The sequence below is a fragment of the Arthrobacter sp. BB-1 genome (assembly GCF_006151685.1).
Classification (GTDB): Bacteria; Actinomycetota; Actinomycetes; order Actinomycetales; family Micrococcaceae; genus Arthrobacter.
Genome location: NZ_VDEV01000012.1, coordinates 315,216 through 333,697, shown reverse-complemented (window position 1 = coordinate 333,697; position 18,482 = coordinate 315,216). Strand labels below are relative to the sequence as shown.

At 65.8% G+C, this 18,482-nt stretch carries 17 protein-coding genes; 5 read left to right on the top strand and 12 right to left on the bottom strand.

All coding sequences use genetic code 11. From position 1 onward, the window contains the following. Positions 1-32: 32 nt before the first annotated feature. Together FHJ30_RS07700 and FHJ30_RS07695 are read right to left on the bottom strand one after the other, a co-directional pair. On the bottom strand, positions 33-404 hold the full coding sequence (locus tag FHJ30_RS07700) for a winged helix-turn-helix domain-containing protein (RefSeq protein WP_139028710.1): 372 nt from the start codon (positions 402-404) through the stop codon (positions 33-35). A gap of 21 nt (positions 405-425) precedes the next feature. Next, entirely contained in the window at positions 426-1,457 is a 1,032-nt protein-coding gene (locus tag FHJ30_RS07695) for a TerC family protein (protein ID WP_139028709.1), read from the bottom strand. 432 nt (positions 1,458-1,889) lie between these two features. On the opposite strand from FHJ30_RS07695, the gene FHJ30_RS07690 reads away from it, so the two are divergent. Then, positions 1,890-4,745, top strand: a complete 2,856-nt coding sequence (locus tag FHJ30_RS07690) for a tetratricopeptide repeat protein (RefSeq protein ID WP_171058959.1) — start codon at positions 1,890-1,892, stop codon at positions 4,743-4,745. Positions 4,746-4,757: 12 nt separating this feature from the next. On the opposite strand, the gene FHJ30_RS07685 is transcribed toward FHJ30_RS07690, so the two are convergent. From FHJ30_RS07685 to truB, 3 genes are read right to left on the bottom strand one after another with little or no spacing between them, the layout of a single operon-like run. Continuing rightward, positions 4,758-5,216: a hypothetical protein gene (locus tag FHJ30_RS07685; RefSeq protein ID WP_139028707.1), complete on the bottom strand. Its 459-nt coding sequence runs from the start codon at positions 5,214-5,216 to the stop codon at positions 4,758-4,760. A 19-nt stretch (positions 5,217-5,235) separates the two neighbouring features. Beyond that, positions 5,236-5,589, bottom strand: coding sequence for a hypothetical protein (locus tag FHJ30_RS07680; RefSeq protein ID WP_139028706.1), 354 nt, complete (start codon positions 5,587-5,589; stop codon positions 5,236-5,238). A 2-nt stretch (positions 5,590-5,591) separates the two neighbouring features. Continuing rightward, positions 5,592-6,530, bottom strand: coding sequence for a tRNA pseudouridine(55) synthase TruB (truB, locus tag FHJ30_RS07675; RefSeq protein WP_139028705.1), 939 nt, complete (start codon positions 6,528-6,530; stop codon positions 5,592-5,594). A gap of 90 nt (positions 6,531-6,620) precedes the next feature. On the opposite strand from truB, the gene FHJ30_RS07670 reads away from it, so the two are divergent. Next, complete coding sequence (locus FHJ30_RS07670; protein ID WP_171058958.1) at positions 6,621-7,778, top strand: pyridoxal phosphate-dependent aminotransferase; 1,158 nt, start codon at positions 6,621-6,623, stop codon at positions 7,776-7,778. Between the two features lie 21 nt (positions 7,779-7,799). Here FHJ30_RS07670 and trxA read toward each other — a convergent pair whose 3' ends face one another. Together trxA and FHJ30_RS07660 are read right to left on the bottom strand one after the other, a co-directional pair. Then, a complete protein-coding gene (gene trxA, locus FHJ30_RS07665; protein ID WP_139028703.1) occupies positions 7,800-8,237 on the bottom strand; it encodes a thioredoxin in 438 nt (145 codons plus the stop codon). A gap of 2 nt (positions 8,238-8,239) precedes the next feature. Further along, complete coding sequence (locus tag FHJ30_RS07660) at positions 8,240-8,725, bottom strand: nucleoside deaminase (protein ID WP_139028702.1); 486 nt, start codon at positions 8,723-8,725, stop codon at positions 8,240-8,242. A gap of 180 nt (positions 8,726-8,905) precedes the next feature. Between FHJ30_RS07660 and FHJ30_RS07655 the strand changes: the two genes are divergently transcribed. After that, positions 8,906-10,039: a ScyD/ScyE family protein gene (locus FHJ30_RS07655; protein ID WP_139028701.1), complete on the top strand. Its 1,134-nt coding sequence runs from the start codon at positions 8,906-8,908 to the stop codon at positions 10,037-10,039. Between the two features lie 73 nt (positions 10,040-10,112). On the opposite strand, the gene rbfA is transcribed toward FHJ30_RS07655, so the two are convergent. From rbfA to rimP, 5 genes are all read right to left on the bottom strand, one after another. Further along, positions 10,113-10,622 carry a 30S ribosome-binding factor RbfA gene (gene rbfA, locus FHJ30_RS07650; RefSeq protein ID WP_139028700.1) on the bottom strand — a complete coding sequence of 170 codons (510 nt, stop codon included), beginning with the start codon at positions 10,620-10,622 and terminating at the stop codon, positions 10,113-10,115. A 238-nt stretch (positions 10,623-10,860) separates the two neighbouring features. Beyond that, positions 10,861-13,803, bottom strand: coding sequence for a translation initiation factor IF-2 (gene infB / locus FHJ30_RS07645; protein WP_139028699.1), 2,943 nt, complete (start codon positions 13,801-13,803; stop codon positions 10,861-10,863). Between the two features lie 152 nt (positions 13,804-13,955). After that, a complete protein-coding gene (locus FHJ30_RS07640) occupies positions 13,956-14,297 on the bottom strand; it encodes a YlxR family protein (RefSeq protein WP_370633190.1) in 342 nt (113 codons plus the stop codon). 181 nt (positions 14,298-14,478) lie between these two features. Further along, entirely contained in the window at positions 14,479-15,459 is a 981-nt protein-coding gene (gene nusA / locus FHJ30_RS07635) for a transcription termination factor NusA (protein ID WP_104997387.1), read from the bottom strand. Next, positions 15,459-16,073, bottom strand: coding sequence for a ribosome maturation factor RimP (gene rimP, locus FHJ30_RS07630; RefSeq protein WP_139028697.1), 615 nt, complete (start codon positions 16,071-16,073; stop codon positions 15,459-15,461). Before rimP ends, nusA begins: the two co-directional genes overlap by 1 nt. A gap of 104 nt (positions 16,074-16,177) precedes the next feature. On the opposite strand from rimP, the gene FHJ30_RS07625 reads away from it, so the two are divergent. Together FHJ30_RS07625 and FHJ30_RS07620 are read left to right on the top strand one after the other, a co-directional pair. Then, a complete protein-coding gene (locus tag FHJ30_RS07625; protein ID WP_240793627.1) occupies positions 16,178-17,515 on the top strand; it encodes a DUF4439 domain-containing protein in 1,338 nt (445 codons plus the stop codon). Positions 17,516-17,682: 167 nt separating this feature from the next. Further along, positions 17,683-18,480 (top strand): VIT1/CCC1 transporter family protein, encoded by a 798-nt coding sequence (locus FHJ30_RS07620; protein ID WP_373683123.1) that lies wholly within the window; start codon positions 17,683-17,685, stop codon positions 18,478-18,480. The last annotated feature ends 2 nt before the right edge of the window (positions 18,481-18,482 follow it).

Sequence of the window (18,482 nt, the reverse complement as noted above, 5' to 3'; positions counted from 1 at the left end):
CGGACGTCGGCAAAGCATGCAGGTGGTGGCTGTTACGGTTCCGCCCGCGCCGCCGGACCACCGCCCGGCGCAGGCTCTGTGAACAGGCGGATCAGGCCGTCCACTTCCTGCGCCGCAGTGGCGGGATGCCGGAAGTGCTGGTGGGGCCGGATGGTGTAGTGGGTTCTGCGCCCTACCCTTGTCCGTTGCAGATAGCCCGCAGTTTCGAGGTCCTTGAGGATCTGCAGGGCGGCCCGGGTGGTGATGCCCACCCGCTCCGCGATATCCGTAACCAGGATGTCGGGCTCCCGTGCCACGGACAGCAGGACATGCCCGTGGTTGGTGAGGAAGGTCCAGGCGGGCCGGGCAGGCCTGCCTGGACCTGGCGCCTCCTGACGGCTCGCGGCGGCACGTTCAGCTGTCATGGACGCTCCATTGGTTCGGTGTCACAGATGCTCCGACCTGTTTGGCTCCCTGCGCCGCCACAGCGGTTCCAAGGCCTCCAGGTCCTCGGGGGAGGCGGTTCCAAACGGCGCGCGCTCAGGCCGGGGCAGGGCCCGGCGCTCCTGGCCCCGTGTCGCCCACAGGCTGGCCGCTACCGACACGGCAAGGATCGCGGCAATCACTGCGAGGGAAACCGGAGTGGGGATGTAGAAGACATCGATCTTCAGGAACATCTTGATGCCCACCCAGATCAGGACGAGCGCCAGGCCGGTCTTCAGGTAGATGAACCGGTGGATCAGGTCCGCCAGGAGGAAATACATGGCACGAAGGCCCAGGATGGCGAACGCGTTCGCAGTGAACACCAGGAACACGTCATCGGTAACGGCGAAGATGGCAGGAATGGAGTCAACGGCGAAGATGATGTCCGTCACCTCGACGAGGACCAGGACCGCAAGCAGCGGAGTGGCCAGCAGGACCCCGCGGCGCCGGATCAGGAACCGCTGCCCGTGGAAGTCATCCGTCATGGGCACATGCCGGCGGAAAAACATCAGCGCCCGGGACTTCTCCGGATCAACATGGTCGTTCCGGTGCCGGATCATCCGGTAGCCGGTGATGAGCAGGAAGGCTGCGAACAGGTAGAGCACCCATCCTGCGCTGGCGATAATCGCCGCACCGGCCGCAATGAAAATGCCCCGGAACACCAGTGCCCCCAGGACGCCGAAGAACAGGACGCGGTGCTGGTACTCCCGCGGTACGTCGAAGTACGTGAAGATGATGGCCCAAACAAACACGTTGTCCACGGCGAGGGACTTTTCAATCAGGTAGCCGGCAAAGTACTGCTGGCCGAACTCGGCACCGAACACCTGCCACACCATGACACCGAAGCCAACACCAAAGGCCACCCAGACGGCGGACCAGAGCGCTGCTTCCCGCACGCCGATCACGTGTGCTTTGCGGTGGGCAAAGAGGTCAATCGCAAGCATCAGGACGATAAAGAGAAGGACAGCCAGCCAGCCCCACAGGGGAACGTTCATCAGGGAACCCACTTCCAGTCAGATTAACCAACCGGAGGTCTTTCCCGGCTCCCGCAGGAGCCTGCTTCGCCGGGCCGCTCAGGGGCGGCCGGACTGACGACGAAGCATTCGGGGATACTCCCCTCCACACGCAATAGTGAAGCAGAGTTCATGTATTTCGGCAAGCTTCAGCATCAAACGCACCCAAAGCGTCCATTCGGGGCGCAGGGAAGCCTGAACGAAGACGGCCAAGAGTCACGACGGCAGTCCTCCTTGTCGCAAGCCACCGCTTCCGCTGGCATCGACAGGCGAGGGCGCCCAGGTGCAGCGGTCCAGGGTTTCAGTTCAGTTACTGTTGCACTGAGCTAGCGGAGCCCTGGTACGGGTCGCGCACACACATAGATTTGGGGGCCAATCGTGGATGCTATGGAACGGGCGCAAAAGAGGGTCCGCATGCTTACGGCACAGCATGGCCCGGAACACCCCGATGTGTTCACCGCCCAAATTGCGCTCCTTACCGTCACCAGTGAAGCCGGACTCAGGCACACGTTGGTTGCCCCCTCGAAACAGCTCTTCAGCCTGGCAAGGGAAGTGCTGGGTGCGCAACACCCGCTCACCCTTACTTTGGGCCATGAACACGCTGAAGCCCTGGGTGCGGTGTCCCGCGACGTGGAGTCCTTGAAGCTCCACCAGGAGATACACGGGCTGCGCATGCAAGCGCTCGGCCCGGACCATGACGACACCTTGGAGAGCCTGGACAGCATCGGCGCGCGGCACCGCGCCCTCTCCGATGGCCCGGCTGCTCTATCCATTTATGAACAGCTCTACCACGCCCGACTTCGGTTGAGCGGTCCCGGACGCCGGGAAACCCTGCTTGCGCGCAACGGCGTGGGAATGGCTCTTTCCGCCCTTGGCCGGAACGACGAAGCCATTAGGCTTTATGAGGATTTGCTCCTTGCAGCCGTCGGCATTTATGAACCTGATTCCTCTGCCCTCTTGAGCTTCCGCAACAACTACGCAAACGCCTTGGGCGCCGTTCGGCGGTATGCCGAAAGTGCAGCACTCCATCGGGACGTGTACGGTGCCCGGCTGCGGACATCCGGCCCCGGGCAGTTGTCGACTTTGAGATCGGCCACAAACCTCTGCCTCCAACTGAGGGAAATCGGGGAATACCGCGAGGCTATGGCCATCCTCCAAGAAGCCATTGACGCCGCGTCCGGCATCCTGGGCGGCAGGCATGCGCAGGTGACGGAGGCGAGGCTGGAGTTTGTCGCGCACCTTTGGCTGTCGGGCTCAAAGCAGGAAGCCTTGGAGTTCCATGCCAAAATCAGCGAAGACTGCGTTGAAGCGTATGGTCATGCGCACCCCACTACGCTGTTTTGCCAGGAGTCACTGGCCGAACGGCTCGTCGAGACAGGCCAGATACCAGCCGCAACAGTGCTGAGGCGCAGGATTCACGGGACGGCAATGGACGCTTTTGGTGACGGGCACCTGATGAGGTACTGGGCCCACCACATCCTGGCCGCCGGCCTGAGTTGGGCGAAGGAACATCAAGAGTGCCTGGAATTTGCCCTCCTCGCTGCGGATGGGCGCCGGCGCTTCCTGGGTGATGATCACCAGGCAACGGTGGATTCAGAGACAGTGGTGGCCCACGCCCTTGGCTGGTTGAAGCAGCACCGTCAAGCGGCCGATCAGTACAGTTACGTTGCGCGCCTCTTAGCCAGGAAGCGGGGGAAATCGGACCGGGCAGTCATTAAGAACAGTTGGAGCGCAGCCCGGCAACTTTTCAAGGCCGGGGAGCACGAAAGTGCGTTGCCCGCTTTGCGCAACGTGCTGCAAACCCAGATAGCTGCGTACGGCGAAGGTGATGCCGAAAGCCTCCAAATGCTCTCGCTCTACGCCCGCAACGTATACGAGTCGGGCGATTGGGAATCGGCACTGGCGCTGACCACATGCTGGGTAGATCGGGTTGAGTCAGCCTTCGGTGCATCTGCCCGGCAGACTATCGACGCGATGAATGACCTGGCTGAGTGGTGCGAGGGTTTGGAGGTTCCGGAGCAGGCATTGGCGGTCCGGCACCGTCTGCTTCAGGCATGGCGTTCAGCGAGCGGTCCGGACAGCAACGAGTCGATTGACGCCGAGACCTCCGTCATTGCGGCGCACATAATGTTCGGGGAGACCCGGGCGGCCACGCAGGAAGCCACCAGTTTCAACGAAGACCGCCGACAGCGGCTTGGCTACCTCCACGAGAAGGCACTTGAATCGCAGGCAACCCTCGCCAACCTGCTTGAGCTGCAGGGCGAGTGGGAAGCCCTGGTCTCGTTGCGGCGCCAGGCTTTGGACCGGGTCCAAATGGAATCGAGTGACAGCGCGATTATCGCCGACCATCAGTTTGCCCTAGCCGACACCCTGGCTTCCGCCGGCAAGGACGAGGAAGCCATAATACGCTTCAGCCTGCTGCTCGCAGGCCAGGAGGCTGCGGTGGGCTTGGCGCACCCGCAAACCGTCCCCATCCGGCAGTCCCTGGCCCGCCTATGCCTTCGGTCCGACAAACCAGGTGATGCTGTGGCCCACTATGAGGCCCTGATCGCTGCGCAGGTGGACATTGACGGAGCCGACACCCCTGAATCCCTGGAATCGCGCATGGAATTGGCTCACCTCCAGCAGGAACTGGGAAGCCTCGAGGCGAAAAGTTCGTTCCGCTCAAACTACGAGCTGGCCCAACAGCTTGTCCCCGACGATGTGAGGCTTCTGGCGGCTCGTAACGACTATGCCGGCAGCCTCTACGAAGAGGACCGGCGCGAGGAGGCTTTCGAATTGCTGCGGTGGAACGTTGTGGAGTCGACCCGGCTCTTGGGAGCGGAACACAGCGACACCATACGAATCCGGTGCAGCCTCGCAACAGCACTCCTCGACGATGGTCAGGCACGGGAAGCCGGGGAGATCCTCGAGGCTGCCGTCGACGACCATGCCCGGACCGGCGGTGGACTGAACAGCGTTCTCCCTATGCTGCAGACACTCGCGGAAGCCCTGCGCGACGGCGGGCGGCCTGAACACGTACCCGCAGCATACCGACACGTGCTTGGCATCCTGTCGGAACAACTCCCGTTCCCCGACCACCTTAGTGACCTTGAGCTGGGCAGAACCTTGCCGGATCCCTTCCGCTACGAAGACGCTATCGAACTTGAGAGGTTGAATGTAGCCGAACTGCACAGCACCTACGGACACCACCACCCGGAATCCCGCGCCGCGACCGACCAGCTGTTGAAGACCCTTCAGGCCGTTCTGTGGGCCCTGACTGAGAAATAGGCGGAACGGCTTCTAGGCAACACGGTCAGGGCGCCGCCGGTACAGCCACACCAGGCCCAGGATCGGCAGCAGCAACGGAATGAAGGCGTAGCCCCTGCCGAACAGCGACCAGACGGTTTCGTGCGGAAACTGGACGGGATCGAAGAGGCTCAGGGCGCCCACCACCAGCACGCCCACCAGTTCAACCAGCACCGCGGCCACCGAAACCTTGAACCAGGTGCTTCCGGCCTTCGCGAGCGAGATGGTGGCCACCACGTATACAAGGGCCGCGAAGGCGGACAGCAGGTAGGCCAGCGGAGCTTCGGAAAACTTGGTGAGGATCTGGTATCCGGCACGGGCGGACGCCGAGATGGCGAACACGGCATACACGGCGATCAGCAGGCGGCCGGGGCCCGTGTTGCGGCTGTTGGCGGCGGCTTGGCTGTTGCCCGTGGTGTTTTGTCCGGCGTCTGTTGTTCGCTGGTCTTTCATGTTGCGTGCTTCTTCCACTTCAGTACCAGATCTGGTTCATGCGGGCGGCCATCACCAGCGCGGTGACGCCGACGGCGGCCAGGACAAAGTTGCTCCATCTGGTCCGCTCCAGGATGGACCAGTAGACGGCGGCCGGCGGCAGGAGCACTGCCGTGACCAGGTAGCCCCAGAATTCCCATGCCTCACCGGCGATGGGTTCGCCGGCGATGACCCGGATAATGGAGCCCACCAGGTACACGAGGAGGGCAACCTCCACCGCGGCCACGGACAGGATCGTGACGTCGTTCGGCGCTTTTTTGAGGATTCCTGCCGCAAGGCACACGCCCGTGGACAGGAGCCCCACCACCAGGATGATGTAGAAATACGCGTCCACGGTCAGCGTTCACCGAGGTCCTGGACCGTGGCACTGCCGTTGCCGGGGGCAAACACCAGCACGGGCTTGGCGAAGTTGCCGGCATCGGCCAGGAGCGCCACCAGGCTTCCGTCTGGCGCGAAAGCGGCTGCGGGGTGGTCGGCGGTGGCCGCGGCGGGGCTGCCGGGGGCGGCGCCGGCAGCGATCCGCCGTCCGAAGGAGATTTCGGTGGTTTCCTCAGGGCTGAGCTCGCGGTTGGGCATCAGCGCCCGTGCGGCGTCGGCCATGTCCAGGACGTTGAGCTCCTCGGCAAGCTGTTCCAGCGTTCGCGCCTGCTCCAAGGAGTACGGGCCCACGTGGGTCCGGCGGAGCGCGGTGAGGTGTCCGCCCACTCCCAGCGCGTTGCCCAGGTCGCGGGCAAGGGCGCGGATGTAGGTCCCGGAGGAGCATTCCACGGTGACATCCAGGTCCATGACGTCCGCTTCCCGGTCCCGGCGGATGGCGTGCACCTCGAAGCGGTGGATGGTGACGGGGCGGGCTGCAAGCTTCACGTCCTCACCGGAGCGGACCCGCGCATAGGCCCGTTCCCCGTTGACCTTGATGGCGCTGACGCTGCTGGGCACCTGCTGGATGTCCCCGGTAAGCGCTGCGACGCCGTCGTGGATTGCCTGCTCGCTTACCGCCGAAGTGCCTGCCGTCGCGGTGACCTCGCCCTCGGCGTCGTCCGTGACTGTGGACTGGCCCAGGCGGATGGTGGCGGTGTAGGTCTTGGAAGTGCCCACGATATACGTGAGCAGGCGGGTGGCTTTGTTGATGCCCACCACCAGGACGCCCGTGGCCATGGGATCCAAGGTTCCGGCATGCCCTACTTTCCGGGTACCTGCGAGGCGCCGCATCCGGCCAACCACATCATGGCTGGTCCATCCCTGCGGCTTGTCCACTATCACCAGTCCAGAAAGCACGCCTCCCAGTATATCGGCGCTGGTTGGCGCCCCGCGCACCCGCGAGGCCAGGGCCGTGCGGCAACCCTGGCGCCAGCTAGGATGGCAGGCATGCCTGAGCTTGCCGCCCATGTCCGCGACGTGCCCGTCAACCAGATCCGCGAGATTACCGAGGCCGCGTGGCGGACTCCCGGTGCCCTGGTGCTCAGCATCGGTGAACCCGGCTTTCCGCTCCCCCGCCACGTCCTGGACGCCGGCATGGCCTGCCTGGACCGGGACGAGACCAACTACACGCCCAACGCGGGCATCCCGGGGTTGCGCGAGGCCTTCGCGGCCCGCTTCCGGGAGCAGCAGGGCATTGATGTTGCCGCTGACAGGGTCTACGTGGTGGACGGGGCGCAGCAGGGCCTGCACTTCGCCATGAGCCTGCTGCTCTCCCCCGGTGACGAAATCCTGGTCCCCAATCCTGGCTACCCCACGTTTGCCATGACCAGCCGCCTCCTGAACGCTGTTCCCGTGGGCTACCCGCTGTACCCGGAGCACGGATTCCAGCCCAGGCCCGGCGACATCGAGGCACTGGTCACGGACCGTACCCGGGTGCTGGTCCTCAACTCCCCTTCCAACCCGCTCGGCGCCGTGCTGGCCGAGGACCTGACCCGCGACCTGATGGACCTGGCACGCCGGCATGACCTGTGGGTCATTTCAGACGAGTGCTACGAGGCGTTCACCTACGACGTGCCGCACATCAGCCCCGCCAGGTTCGACGGCGACACGCCGGCTGATGCGCGCGTGTTCACTTCGCTGACCCTGTCCAAGACGTACGGGCTCACCGGGCTGCGGATCGGGGCGCTGATCTGCCCGCCGGGGATTAAGCAGGAGATGGATAACGTGATGGAGGCGATCGTCTCCTGCGTTGCATCACCGTCGCAGTACGCCGCGCTCGCTGCCCTGACCGGGCCGCAGGATTATGTCCAGCACGCGCACCGCCATTACCGGGCGAACCGGGACGCCGCATGTGCGGTTCTCGATGCCAAGGGAATCCCCTACCTGAAGGCACAGGGCGCTTTCTATTTATGGGCGGATGTTTCCCACGCCAGCGGAGGGGACGTCCGCAGTTGGGTCCGCCGCTTCCTCGCGGACGCGGGCGTTGCCCTGGCGCCCGGGACTGCATTCGGTTCCATCGGCGAGGGCTGGGTCCGGGTTGCTTTGTGCGGAAAGCAGGAGGACCTTGTGGAGGGCCTGAACCGGCTGCCCGGCCGCCACGGCTGAAGGGCCGGGCAGTGCAGCCCGCTAGCTCCGGGTCCCGGACAGCGCCCCGTCCAGCCACGTCCGCAATACCTCCGCGGGGGCTGCCCCGGCCTGGCGCGCTGCCACCTTGCCGTCCACCAGGACCATCAACGTGGGAATGGCCTGCACGTCGAACCTGCGGGACAAGCCCGGTGACTTGTCAACATCCACCTTGACGAGCTTGATCCGGCCCGGCCGTTCCCTGGCCAGCTTGTCCAGCGCAGGACTGACCATCCGGCAGGGGCCGCACCAGTCCGCCCAAAAGTCCACCAGCACCGGAACGGGTGACTGCTCCGCGACCGCGGCAAAGTCCGCGTCCCCCGCCGCCACGATCCACGGCAGGTCCGCTTTGCAATTGCCGCACCGCGGCCGGCCGGCCGCCTGCGCCGGGACCCGGTTGGTCTTCCCGCAGGCCGGACAGGTGGTGAGTGCAACGTCCATTCCTAGTACTCCTTTTTGTCTGCGAACGCCCCCCACGCCTGGAACGGCGCGTCCGACGACGTGATGTCGCCCCTGGTGACCGGCAGCAGTTCCGGCCGGGTCCCGTTGAAGTAGTCGTAGAAGACGGCGTCGTCGAAACCGGCCGCCGCGGCGCCATGGCGGTCCGCGGCGAAATAGACGCGGTCGATCCTGGCCCAGAGCGCGGAGGCCAGGCAGAGCGGGCAGGGTTCGCAGCTGGCATAGAGCACCGCGCCGTGAAGGTCATAGTTGGCGATGGCCGCGGCTGCAGCCCGAATGGCCACCACTTCGGCATGCGCGGTGGGATCGTTGTCGCGGGTGACGCGGTTGACGCCTTCGTGCACGCGCCCGTCCGCCGTGACCACCAGCGCACCGAAGGGCCCTCCTCCTTCGCCGACGTTCCGGGTGGCCAGTTCCACGGCCTGTTCTAAGTACTTCGCGGTGTGGTCAGTGTCATTCGGCTGGGTCATAGCTAGATCCTAGCCAAGGGGCTGGCGTTAGGGGACGAAATAGGGGGCGGAATAGGGGGAAATCGCGGCGACAAACCGGCTGGAGGAGGCATACTCTGGCGGCCAGGGGTCCCCGAATTATTACCTCTACCGAGGCTTCTTAACCCGGCCCGCTACTGGGCGCCAACCCCGGAGTACTCAATGAAGAGAAAGCTAGCCATCATCGCCTGCGTGGCGGCTGCAGCCGTCATCGCACCGGCGGCTCCGTCCTGGGCCCGCGACGAGGCCCAGGACTATGACACCCTGGCAGACAGCCTCGTTTCGCCCCTGCATCTGGCCGTAGGAACAAACAAGTCCGTCTATGTCACCCAGGACTTCGCAGGGAAGCTCAGCCGCATAGGCCGGGACAAGACGGTTGAAACCGTTTACGAGGCTCCGAAAGGCTGGGGCGTGGCGGGGGTGGAAACACGCGGCGCCACGGCCTTCTTCCTTGAAGCCAAGGGCGCCGGCCGAGGTGTACCTGCCGAATTGGGAGGTTACCTGAAGTCGATCAGCCCGCGGGGCGAGGCAAAGACAATAGCTAACCTCGCAGAGTACGAGCGGAGCACCAACCCCGACGCAGCCCAGCACTACGGCTTCGCCCCGGGCACGAGCGAGCAATGCCTTAAGGAAGCCGCAGGAATCCCGGACGCCCCACCGCCGCAGTACACAGGCGCGCTGGATTCAAACCCGTACGCAACCTATGTCCAGGCCAACACGGCGTATGTCGCCGATGCCGGAGCCAACGCGATCCTGAAGGTCAACATCAGCTCGGGCGACATCACCACGCTGGCGGTCCTGCCGCCCCGGCCCGCAGTGCTTACGGCAAAGGCTGCGGATACCTTGGGCGCACCAGCCTGCGCAGGGTTCGAGTACGCGTTTGAACCTGTTCCGACGGATGTGGAGATGGGGCCGGATGGCTGGCTGTACGTTTCGTCCCTGCCCGGCGGCCCCGAGGTCCCATCGCTGGGTGACCGCGGCGCGATCTTCAAGGTCAATCCGTGGACCGGCAAGACGAAGCTCTGGGTCGACTACATCCTCAGCCCGACAGGGCTGGCGGTGGCGAATAACGGCGACGTGTATGCTGCATCGCTCTTCGGCAACCAGATCCTGAGGTTCATCGCATCGAAGGGACACCGGACCGAATTCCTCGCTGTGGAATCGCCGGCCGACGTCGAAATCCGCGGCGGCACGCTGTACGCCACAGCCAACGCACTGGGTGGCCCCCCACCGGGTCCCGGCGGGGCGCCCGCAGGGCCCCCGGCCGGCAAGGTCATCGAAGCTGACCTTCGCTAGCCGGCGGAACAGTTTTCTGGGAAGCAGAAGGCCCGGACCACGTGGCGGTCCGGGCCTTCTGCTGTGCTGACGGTTACTTGTGGCCGTCTTCGTCGAGTTCCCCGCTGTCATTGAGGTCGAGGTCCTCTTCGTCGAAGTCGTCCTCGTCGATCTCCACATCGGCGGACGCGTCACTCTTGTACGGATCGGCGTCGCCGGCGTGCTTGGCCTGGGCAGCCAGTGCGGCAACCTCGGCGTCACGCTTCTTGGCCTCCCGCAGCAACTCCTCCAGGTTGGAGGCAACCACGGGAACCTGGTCGGCCACGAACTCAAGGCTTGGCGTCAGCCGGACGGTAATGTTCCGCCCGACCTCCTGCCGAAGCACACCCTTGGCCTTCTCCAGTCCCTTGGCAGCATCAGCCTGGACAGCCTGGTCGCCGAAGACGGTGTAGTAGATGGTGGCATGCTGCAGATCGTTGGTCACCCGGGCATCGGTAACAGTAATGCCCTCCAGCCGGGGATCCTTAACCTTCCGGCCCAGGGCCTCAGCAACAACAACCTTAATCCGCTGCGCCAACTTGGCAGCACGTGCCGGATCAGCCATGAACAACTCCTAAAAGAAGAAAAATTTGGGCGGCGCACATCAGCGCCAATCGATTTGGTGGCCGGGAGTGGCATCTAAGGAGATGGCCGAGGGCCCCGAGCCGAGCTTGCGAGGGTTGGGAAGGCCAGCTCCGCTGCCGAAGCTGGGTGGCCGACGTCGTAAGACGTTGGCCACCCAGCGAAGGGGCGGGGCCGCCGGAAAAATCCAACGACCCCGCACCCTTTAAGGCTGGAACAGCCTAGACGCGCGGCTTCTCACGCATCTCGAAGGTCTCGATGATGTCGCCTTCGTTGATGTCGTTGTACGACCCAAGGCCGATACCACACTCGAAGTCCGTGCGGACCTCGGTGGCGTCGTCCTTGAAGCGCTTGAGCGTCTCAACGGTGAGGTTGTCACCGATGATCTTGCCGTCGCGGCTGATGCGGGCCTTCGAATTGCGTCGGATAACACCCGAGCGGACGATCGAGCCGGCGATGTTTCCGAACTTGGAGGAGCGGAAGACCTCGCGGACCTCGGCGGTGCCCAGCTGGACTTCTTCGTATTCCGGCTTGAGCATGCCCTTGAGCGCCATCTCGATGTCATCGATTGCCGAGTAGATGACGGAGTAGAAGCGCATGTCCACGCCTTCGCGGTCTGCCAGTTCGGCAACGCGCTCGGCAGGCTTGACGTTGAAGCCGATGATGACGGCGCTGTCCACTGTTGCCAGGTTGACGTCGTTCTGCGTGATGGCACCAACACCGCGGTGGATGACGCGCAGCTGAACGCCTTCGCCGACGTCGATCTTGAGCAGGGCGTCTTCGAGGGCTTCCACGGCACCGGACACGTCACCCTTGAGGATGAGGTTGAGGGTGTCGATCTTGCCTTCGGCGACGGCCTGGTCGAAGTCTTCCAGGCTGATGCGCTTGCGGCGCTTGGCCAGGGCGGCGTTGCGGTCCGCAGCTTCACGCTTCTCGGCGATCTGGCGGGCGGTGCGCTCGTCAGCGGTCACGAAGAAGGTGTCGCCTGCACGCGGAACGTTGGACAGGCCCAGCACCTGCACGGGGCGGGACGGGCCGGCCTCGGTCAGGGCGCTGCCGTCGTCGTCGAACATCGCACGGACGCGGCCGTGGGCCGTGCCTGCCACGATGGTGTCGCCGACGCGCAGGGTGCCGGACTGCACCAGGACGGTGGCCACGGAACCGCGGCCCTTGTCCAGGTTGGCTTCAATCGCGATGCCGCGGGCGTCCTTGTTCGGGTTGGCGCGCATGTCCAGGGCAGCGTCCGCGGTGAGCAGGACTGCCTCGAGCAGCTCGTCAATGTTGAGGTTCTGGCGTGCAGAAACCTCAACGAACATGGTGTCGCCACCGTATTCCTCGGGAACCAGGCCGTACTCGGTCAGCTGGCCGCGGACCTTGTCCGGGTTGGCGCCTTCCTTGTCGATCTTGTTCACGGCCACGACGATCGGCACGTTGGCCGCCTGGGCGTGGTTGAGGGCTTCAACGGTCTGGGGCATCACGCCGTCGTCCGCTGCGACCACCAGGATGGCGATGTCGGTGACCTTCGCACCACGGGCACGCATGGCGGTGAACGCCTCGTGGCCCGGGGTATCGATGAAGGTGATCTTGCGGTCGCTGCCTTCATGGTTGTGCGTGACCTGGTAGGCACCGATGTGCTGGGTGATGCCGCCGTGCTCGCCCGCCATGACGTCGGACTTGCGGATGGCGTCGAGCAGTCGGGTCTTACCGTGGTCAACGTGGCCCATGACGGTGACAACCGGAGGACGTGCCTCGAGGTCTTCATCGCCTTCGGCTTCGAGCTCTGCATCAAAGTCGATGTCGAAGGTGGAGAGCAGCTCGCGCTCCTCGTCCTCCGGCGAGACGACCTGGAGCTTGTAGCCAAGCTCCTCGCCGAGCAGGGCAAAGGTCTCTTCATCCAGCGACTGGGTGGCCGTGGCCATTTCGCCGAGGTGGAAGAGGACAGTTACCAGCGCGGCGGGGTTTGCCTCGATCTTGTCGGCGAAGTCCGTGATGGACGAGCCGCGGCGCAGACGGATGACAGTGTTGCCGTCGCCGCGGGGTACGCTCACGCCACCCAGCGACGGTGCACTCATCTGCTCAAGTTCCTGGCGCTTTGCACGCTTCGACTTGCGCTGCTTGCCACGTCCGGCGCCGCCCTTGCCGAAGGCACCCTGGGTGCCGCCGCGTCCGCGGCCGCCCTTGCCGAAGCCACCGCCGGCGGGAGCACCGCCGCCGCCACCGGGACCACCGGTTCCGGGAGCGCCGCCCGGGCGTCCGGGACCACGGCCACCGGCACCGGGGCGTCCTGCACCGGCGGGTGCCGGACGCTCAGTGCGGTTGGGCATCATGCCCGGAGTAGGACGGTTGCCACCGGCACCACCGGGGCGCGGTGCACCGGCACCGGGGCGCGGGCCACCGGCACCTGCTGCGGGACGCGGCCCACCGGCACCTGCTGCGGGGCGGGGACCGCCGGGACGGGGGCCGCCGGCACCTGCTGCGGGGCGCGGACCGCCGGGACGGTCGCCGTCAGTACGGCTTCCGCCCGGACGGGGCATGCCCTGGGAGGTGGCAAACGGGTTGTTGCCGGGACGGGGAGCGCGCTCACCGTCGCCGCCACGGCCGCGGGGCATGCCCTGGGACGTAGCGAAGGGGTTGTTGCCCGGACGGGGGCCGCCGGGACGGGGTGCAGAACTGCCCGCCGAACCACCCTGGCCTGAGCCGGAGCGGGTGGGCGCAGCAGGGGTTTCAGCCTTGGGGGCCGGCCGGGCACCGGGCTTTGCCCCGGTGGACGGAGCTGCCTGGGCAGGGGCGGCCGGAGCTGCGAGTGCGCTGGCAGCGGGTGCTGCCGGGGCAGCCGGCTGTGCCGGTGCTGCCGGAGCAGCGGGGGCCTGTGCCTGCGCCTGCGGGGCGGGCGCCTTGGGGGCGGCCGGTCCGGGAGCGGGGGTTGACGGGCGTGCTTCTGCCGCCGGGGCCGGAGCCTTGGGGGCGGCTGCCGGTGTTGCTGCCGGAGCTGCCGCCTTGGGGGCTGCATCCGGGAAGGCGTTGCGCAGCTTCCGCACAACGGGGGCCTCAATGGTGGAAGAGGCGGAGCGAACAAATTCGCCCAGTTCCTGCAGTTTTGTCACTGCATCTTTGGAAGTAATACCGAGCTCTTTGGCGAGCTCGTGTACGCGGACCTTGGCCACATTTCTCCTGTCTCGGTCCGCACCGAGCCAGGCACGAACCGTCTACTTCTTACTGCGGGCCCCAGGCGCGTTTACTGCAGCAGGGCCCATTGCAGAGCGCAACAAAGTTGTCATCGTTACGCACTCATCGCTGGGAACTCATCGGGTTTCCATCAGATTTCTGACCCGCTTTCAGGTTGGACGGTTGGTGTTGCAGTTGCCGGAACACCTGCAACGGCCGCACCTGACTTGATCCGGCGTTCGACGGCGGCGGTACCGGTTGCGCCCCCCAGGGCACGTCCGAATGCACGCCGCTTAATGGCCAGAGCCAGGCACGATTCGCTGGGATGCAGCCATGCACCCCGGCCAGCCATCCGGCGTCGTTCATCCACCAGGACAGCGGTTGATCCACTGCCTTCGGCGACGAGCCGGAGTAACTCAGACCGCAGCCCCTTCTTTCGGCATCCGATGCAGGTACGCTCCGGTTGATTCCCGCTTGCTACTGGCACGGTCATCTTCCTGACGTTCATACTTGCTGGCCGCGAACGGGCCTCCTCCGCGGTGAACGGAATGGGCACGCCCAAGGCGCACGGCTGCCGGCCGTTAGGCGCGGTCTTTACTATTCTAGCCCCTCCCGGCCGTTCTGCCCGAAACTGCGGGGGCGTTTCCGGCGCGGGAGGGCCCTCGGGGAACTGCTTAGTTGTCCCGGGCCTGGGCGGCGTCGGAGACGATGTCGATGCGCCAGCCGGTCAGCTTCGCCGCGAGCCGGGCATTCTGGCCCTCCTTGCCGATTGCCAGGGAGAGCTGGTAGTCCGGAACCACAACACGGGCAGACCGGGTCGCCTCATCGGTGATAGTGACCGAATTCACTCGCGACGGCGACAGCGCGCTGGCAATGAAGGTAGCCGGATTTTCGCTGAAATCGACGATGTCGATCTTTTCGTCGTTGAGCTCATTCATGACGGCGCGGACCCGCGAGCCCATCTCGCCGATGCAGGCACCCTTGGCGTTGATGCCGGGGACGTTTGCCTTGACCGCGATCTTGGTGCGGTGGCCAGCTTCCCGGGCCAGCGCCACGATTTCGACGGAGCGGTCGGCGATCTCCGGCACCTCCAGTTCAAAGAGCTTGCGGACCAGGCCGGGGTGGGACCTGGACAGGGTGACGGACGGGCCCTTTGAACCACGGTGGACGTCAATGACCAAGGCGCGCAGCCGGTTGCCGTGGATGTATTTCTCCCCGGGAACCTGCTCGGGCGGCGGCAGCAGCGCTTCGACGGAGCCCAGGTTGACCTGGATCATGTGCGGGTTGTTGCCCTGCTGGATGGTGCCGGACACCAGTTCGCCTTCACGGCCCTTGAACTCGCCCAGTACGTTGTCGTCCTCAACGTCGCGCAGGCGCTGCAGGATGATCTGGCGCGCGGTGCTGGCGGCGATCCGGCCGAACCCCTCAGGGGTGTGCTCGAACTCACCAATGGGGGCGCCGTCGTCGTCAATCTCCACAGCCCAGATGGTCACGTGGCCGCTCTTGCGGTCCAGTTCGGCACGCGCCTTCTCGAAGGCGCCGGGCGACTTGTGGTAGGCCACCAGGAGCGCCTGCTCGATGGTGGGGATCAGGAGGTCCAGCGGAATTTCACGCTCACGCTCCAGAAGTCTCAGTGCGCTCATGTCAATATCCATCAGGCCTCCTCAGAAGGTCCATTGTGTTCAGGTTCCAGACCGTCCCCAGAGAGGTGGCTGAATTCGATCTCGACTTTTCCGTTGCGGATCCTGTCGAAAGGAAGCTTGATGGGATCGCCCTGCTTGGGCTTCATCCCCTTTTTCACGGCGATCTCCGGGATGATCGTCACTCCGTCGTCGTCCACCGACTGGATACGGCCGGTGACGTTGTCCCCCTGGACAACATTGACCTTGACCATGCGGCCCTTGGCGCGGTGCCAGTGGCGCGGCTCGGTCAGGGGGCGTCCCACGCCGGGCGAGGAAACCTCGAGATCGTACGGGCGGCCGTCGTCATTGGGGTCGTTGTCCAGCACGTCGGAAAGCACCTTCGAGATGTCCGCAATGACATCCAGGCCGACGCCGCCGGTTTCCTCCTGGGGCAGGTCCACCACAACGTGGACCACCCGGTGGGAACCCGCCACGATGGCTACGTCCTCGAGGTACAGGCGGTTCGCCTGCACCGCGGGTTCAAGGAGCGCGCGGAGCCGGGCAGCTTCCGGGTTGTTTGCGGGTGAAGCATCAGCCTTACCCGTTCCGGTCAGGTCCGATGAAGCCGTAGCTTCTGAATTGCTCACGATGCCCGCCGCCTCCCTATAGATGATGTTGTGTGTACTAGCGTAGCTATTTTACCGGTCCGGCGGGACGAGGATTCCCCCTCGACGTGACACCATGGTCTGTTGTGAAAGACGACAATCGGGAAAACCGCCCAAAGCTGCGCTATTTCCGGTACGCCGTTATTTCGTTCACAGCCCTCCTTGTCCTCAGCCTTGGATTTGCCCTGATCCCCGCGGAACCGCCGCCGCCCGCGGATCCGCCGTTCTCCGAGCAGGCCAGGAGCGCCGCCCTGCACGATGCGCTGGAGCTGCGGGCAGCCGCCGAGCGGCTGGGGGCTGCGGCCGCAGTGGGCGCGGCCCCGGATGCTGCCGGAAAAACAGCCGCCGTGGACTCGACTGTGACTTTGCTGACGCTGCAGGCACGCGCCCTCCTTTCGCCGTCGGAATCCTCCCCCGCACAGGAGGCACCAGCCCCCGCTTCACCCTCCGGTCTCCCCCAACCCTCGACGGCGTCCCCAGCGCCGGCGCCTCCCGCGGCATCGTCCCCAGCGACGGCGTCCCCGGTTGCGCCGGCAACGGCCCCGCCTCCCAGCCTTGCAAAGCTCGCCTCCGCGCTCTCCGCCAGCGGAGTGCAGCGCCTCGCCGACGCAGCAAAGGCCGACGGCGGCATGGCACGCCTTTTGGCGGGTGCCGGCACCGCCCAACTGCTGGCCGCAGAGGACGTGGCCGCCGCCGGCGGCATCGCAGTGGAGACGCTGCCCCACGGAGCCGCAGGGACACCCGGCAGCGCCCCAACCACCGACCCATCCGCCACAGCAGCCGCACCCGCGGCCAGCCCCACGTCCCCGCCCACTTCCCCCGCCTGCCCGTCCCTTCTAGAGGCGCCCGCTGGCCCTCCCACGGCCCAGGTTCCGGCACCAGCTGGAGTTCCTGCATCTGCTGGGCAGGGAACAACTGCACAGGGCACAACAGGTCAGGGCACACCCGGAACCGGGACGGGTGCAGCCGTTGCCACTGCGCTCTCAGCAGCCGTGGCAGCCGAACAGCAAAGCGTTTATGCCTACCAGGCGGCACTGCCCCGGCTCGCAGCCAACGACGCCGGTCCGGCGGGAGCCTTCCTTGCTGAGCATGAGGACCTGGCTGAAGAAGCCGCGGCACAGTCCCTGGCCGCATGCGGTGCCGCGCAGGCACAGCAGCCCGGCTACGTACTGGCCCCCGATTTCCTCGCCGCCCCGAGTGCCGGGCTTGCCCGCCTGGAGCTGGCGTCGCTGCCTGCCTTCGGCGACGTCATTGCCCTTGCCGGCGGCGGCACGCGGGCCTGGGCCATCGCCGCGCTACAGTCCGCGGCACGGCGCGCCGCCCACTGGGGCGGCGATCCGGGCCCGGTTCCGGGCATCCTCCTCGAGCAGGACCAACTGCCGGATCTTCCGGCCAGCCCCACGCCCGCGCCGGCAGCGCCCTGACCTCCAGCCCCACCCTGAAACTCCGGCAGGGCCTGGCAATACTCCTTCCAATTACGGGACTCCAAGGCAACCTCCGCAGCCCCCGAAGCCGCCGGGACCGGCCGGCAGCATCGATTCCTGTCCGGGCCGGGTGGCCCCGGAAGGCTTCTGATGGTTTGCTGAAGAGCATGGACGCACACGAACCGGCGGAGCAGGGAGCAGCGGAGCACGGAGCAACGGAGCAGGGAACAGCGGACGCCGGGAGCCCCGGACTTCGCCGCCACATGGAGACCGAACCGCACGGCAACGACATTGCCCAAAGGCTGAACTGGCTGCGGGCGGGTGTCCTTGGTGCCAACGACGGCATCGTCTCGGTGGCTGCAATCGTGGTTGGCGTGGCAGGGGCCACCGCCGAGTCCGGTCCCATCCTCGCCGCGGGGGCTGCGGGGCTGGTAGGCGGAGCGGTCTCCATGGCACTTGGCGAGTACGTCTCGGTGAGCAGCCAGAGCGACAGCCAACGGGCGCTGATAGAGAAGGAACGCCGGGAGCTGGCTGAGGAACCGGAAGAGGAGTTGGCAGAACTTACCGCCATCTACCTCGCCAAGGGCCTCAGCCCCGAAACTGCCGGCAAGGTCGCTGAAGAGCTCACGGCCCACGATGCCCTGGCCGCGCACCTGTCCGCCGAACTCAACATCGACGAAACGGACATCGTGAGCCCCTGGCATGCGGCCTTCGCTTCAGCCGCGGCTTTCATCATCGGCGCGGTCCTCCCAATGCTGGCAATCCTCCTTCCCCCGCCGGAAATCCGCGTCCCCCTGACCTTCGCCGCCGTCCTGGTGGCGCTGGCCCTGACAGGAGCCCTGGGTGCCTGGATTGGCGGCGGCTCAAAGTCCAGGGCTGCGGTCCGGGTGGTGGTGGGCGGCGCCCTGGCCCTCGCGGCCACGTTCAGCATTGGCAGCCTGCTCGGCGCTACGGGCGTCGTGTAGTG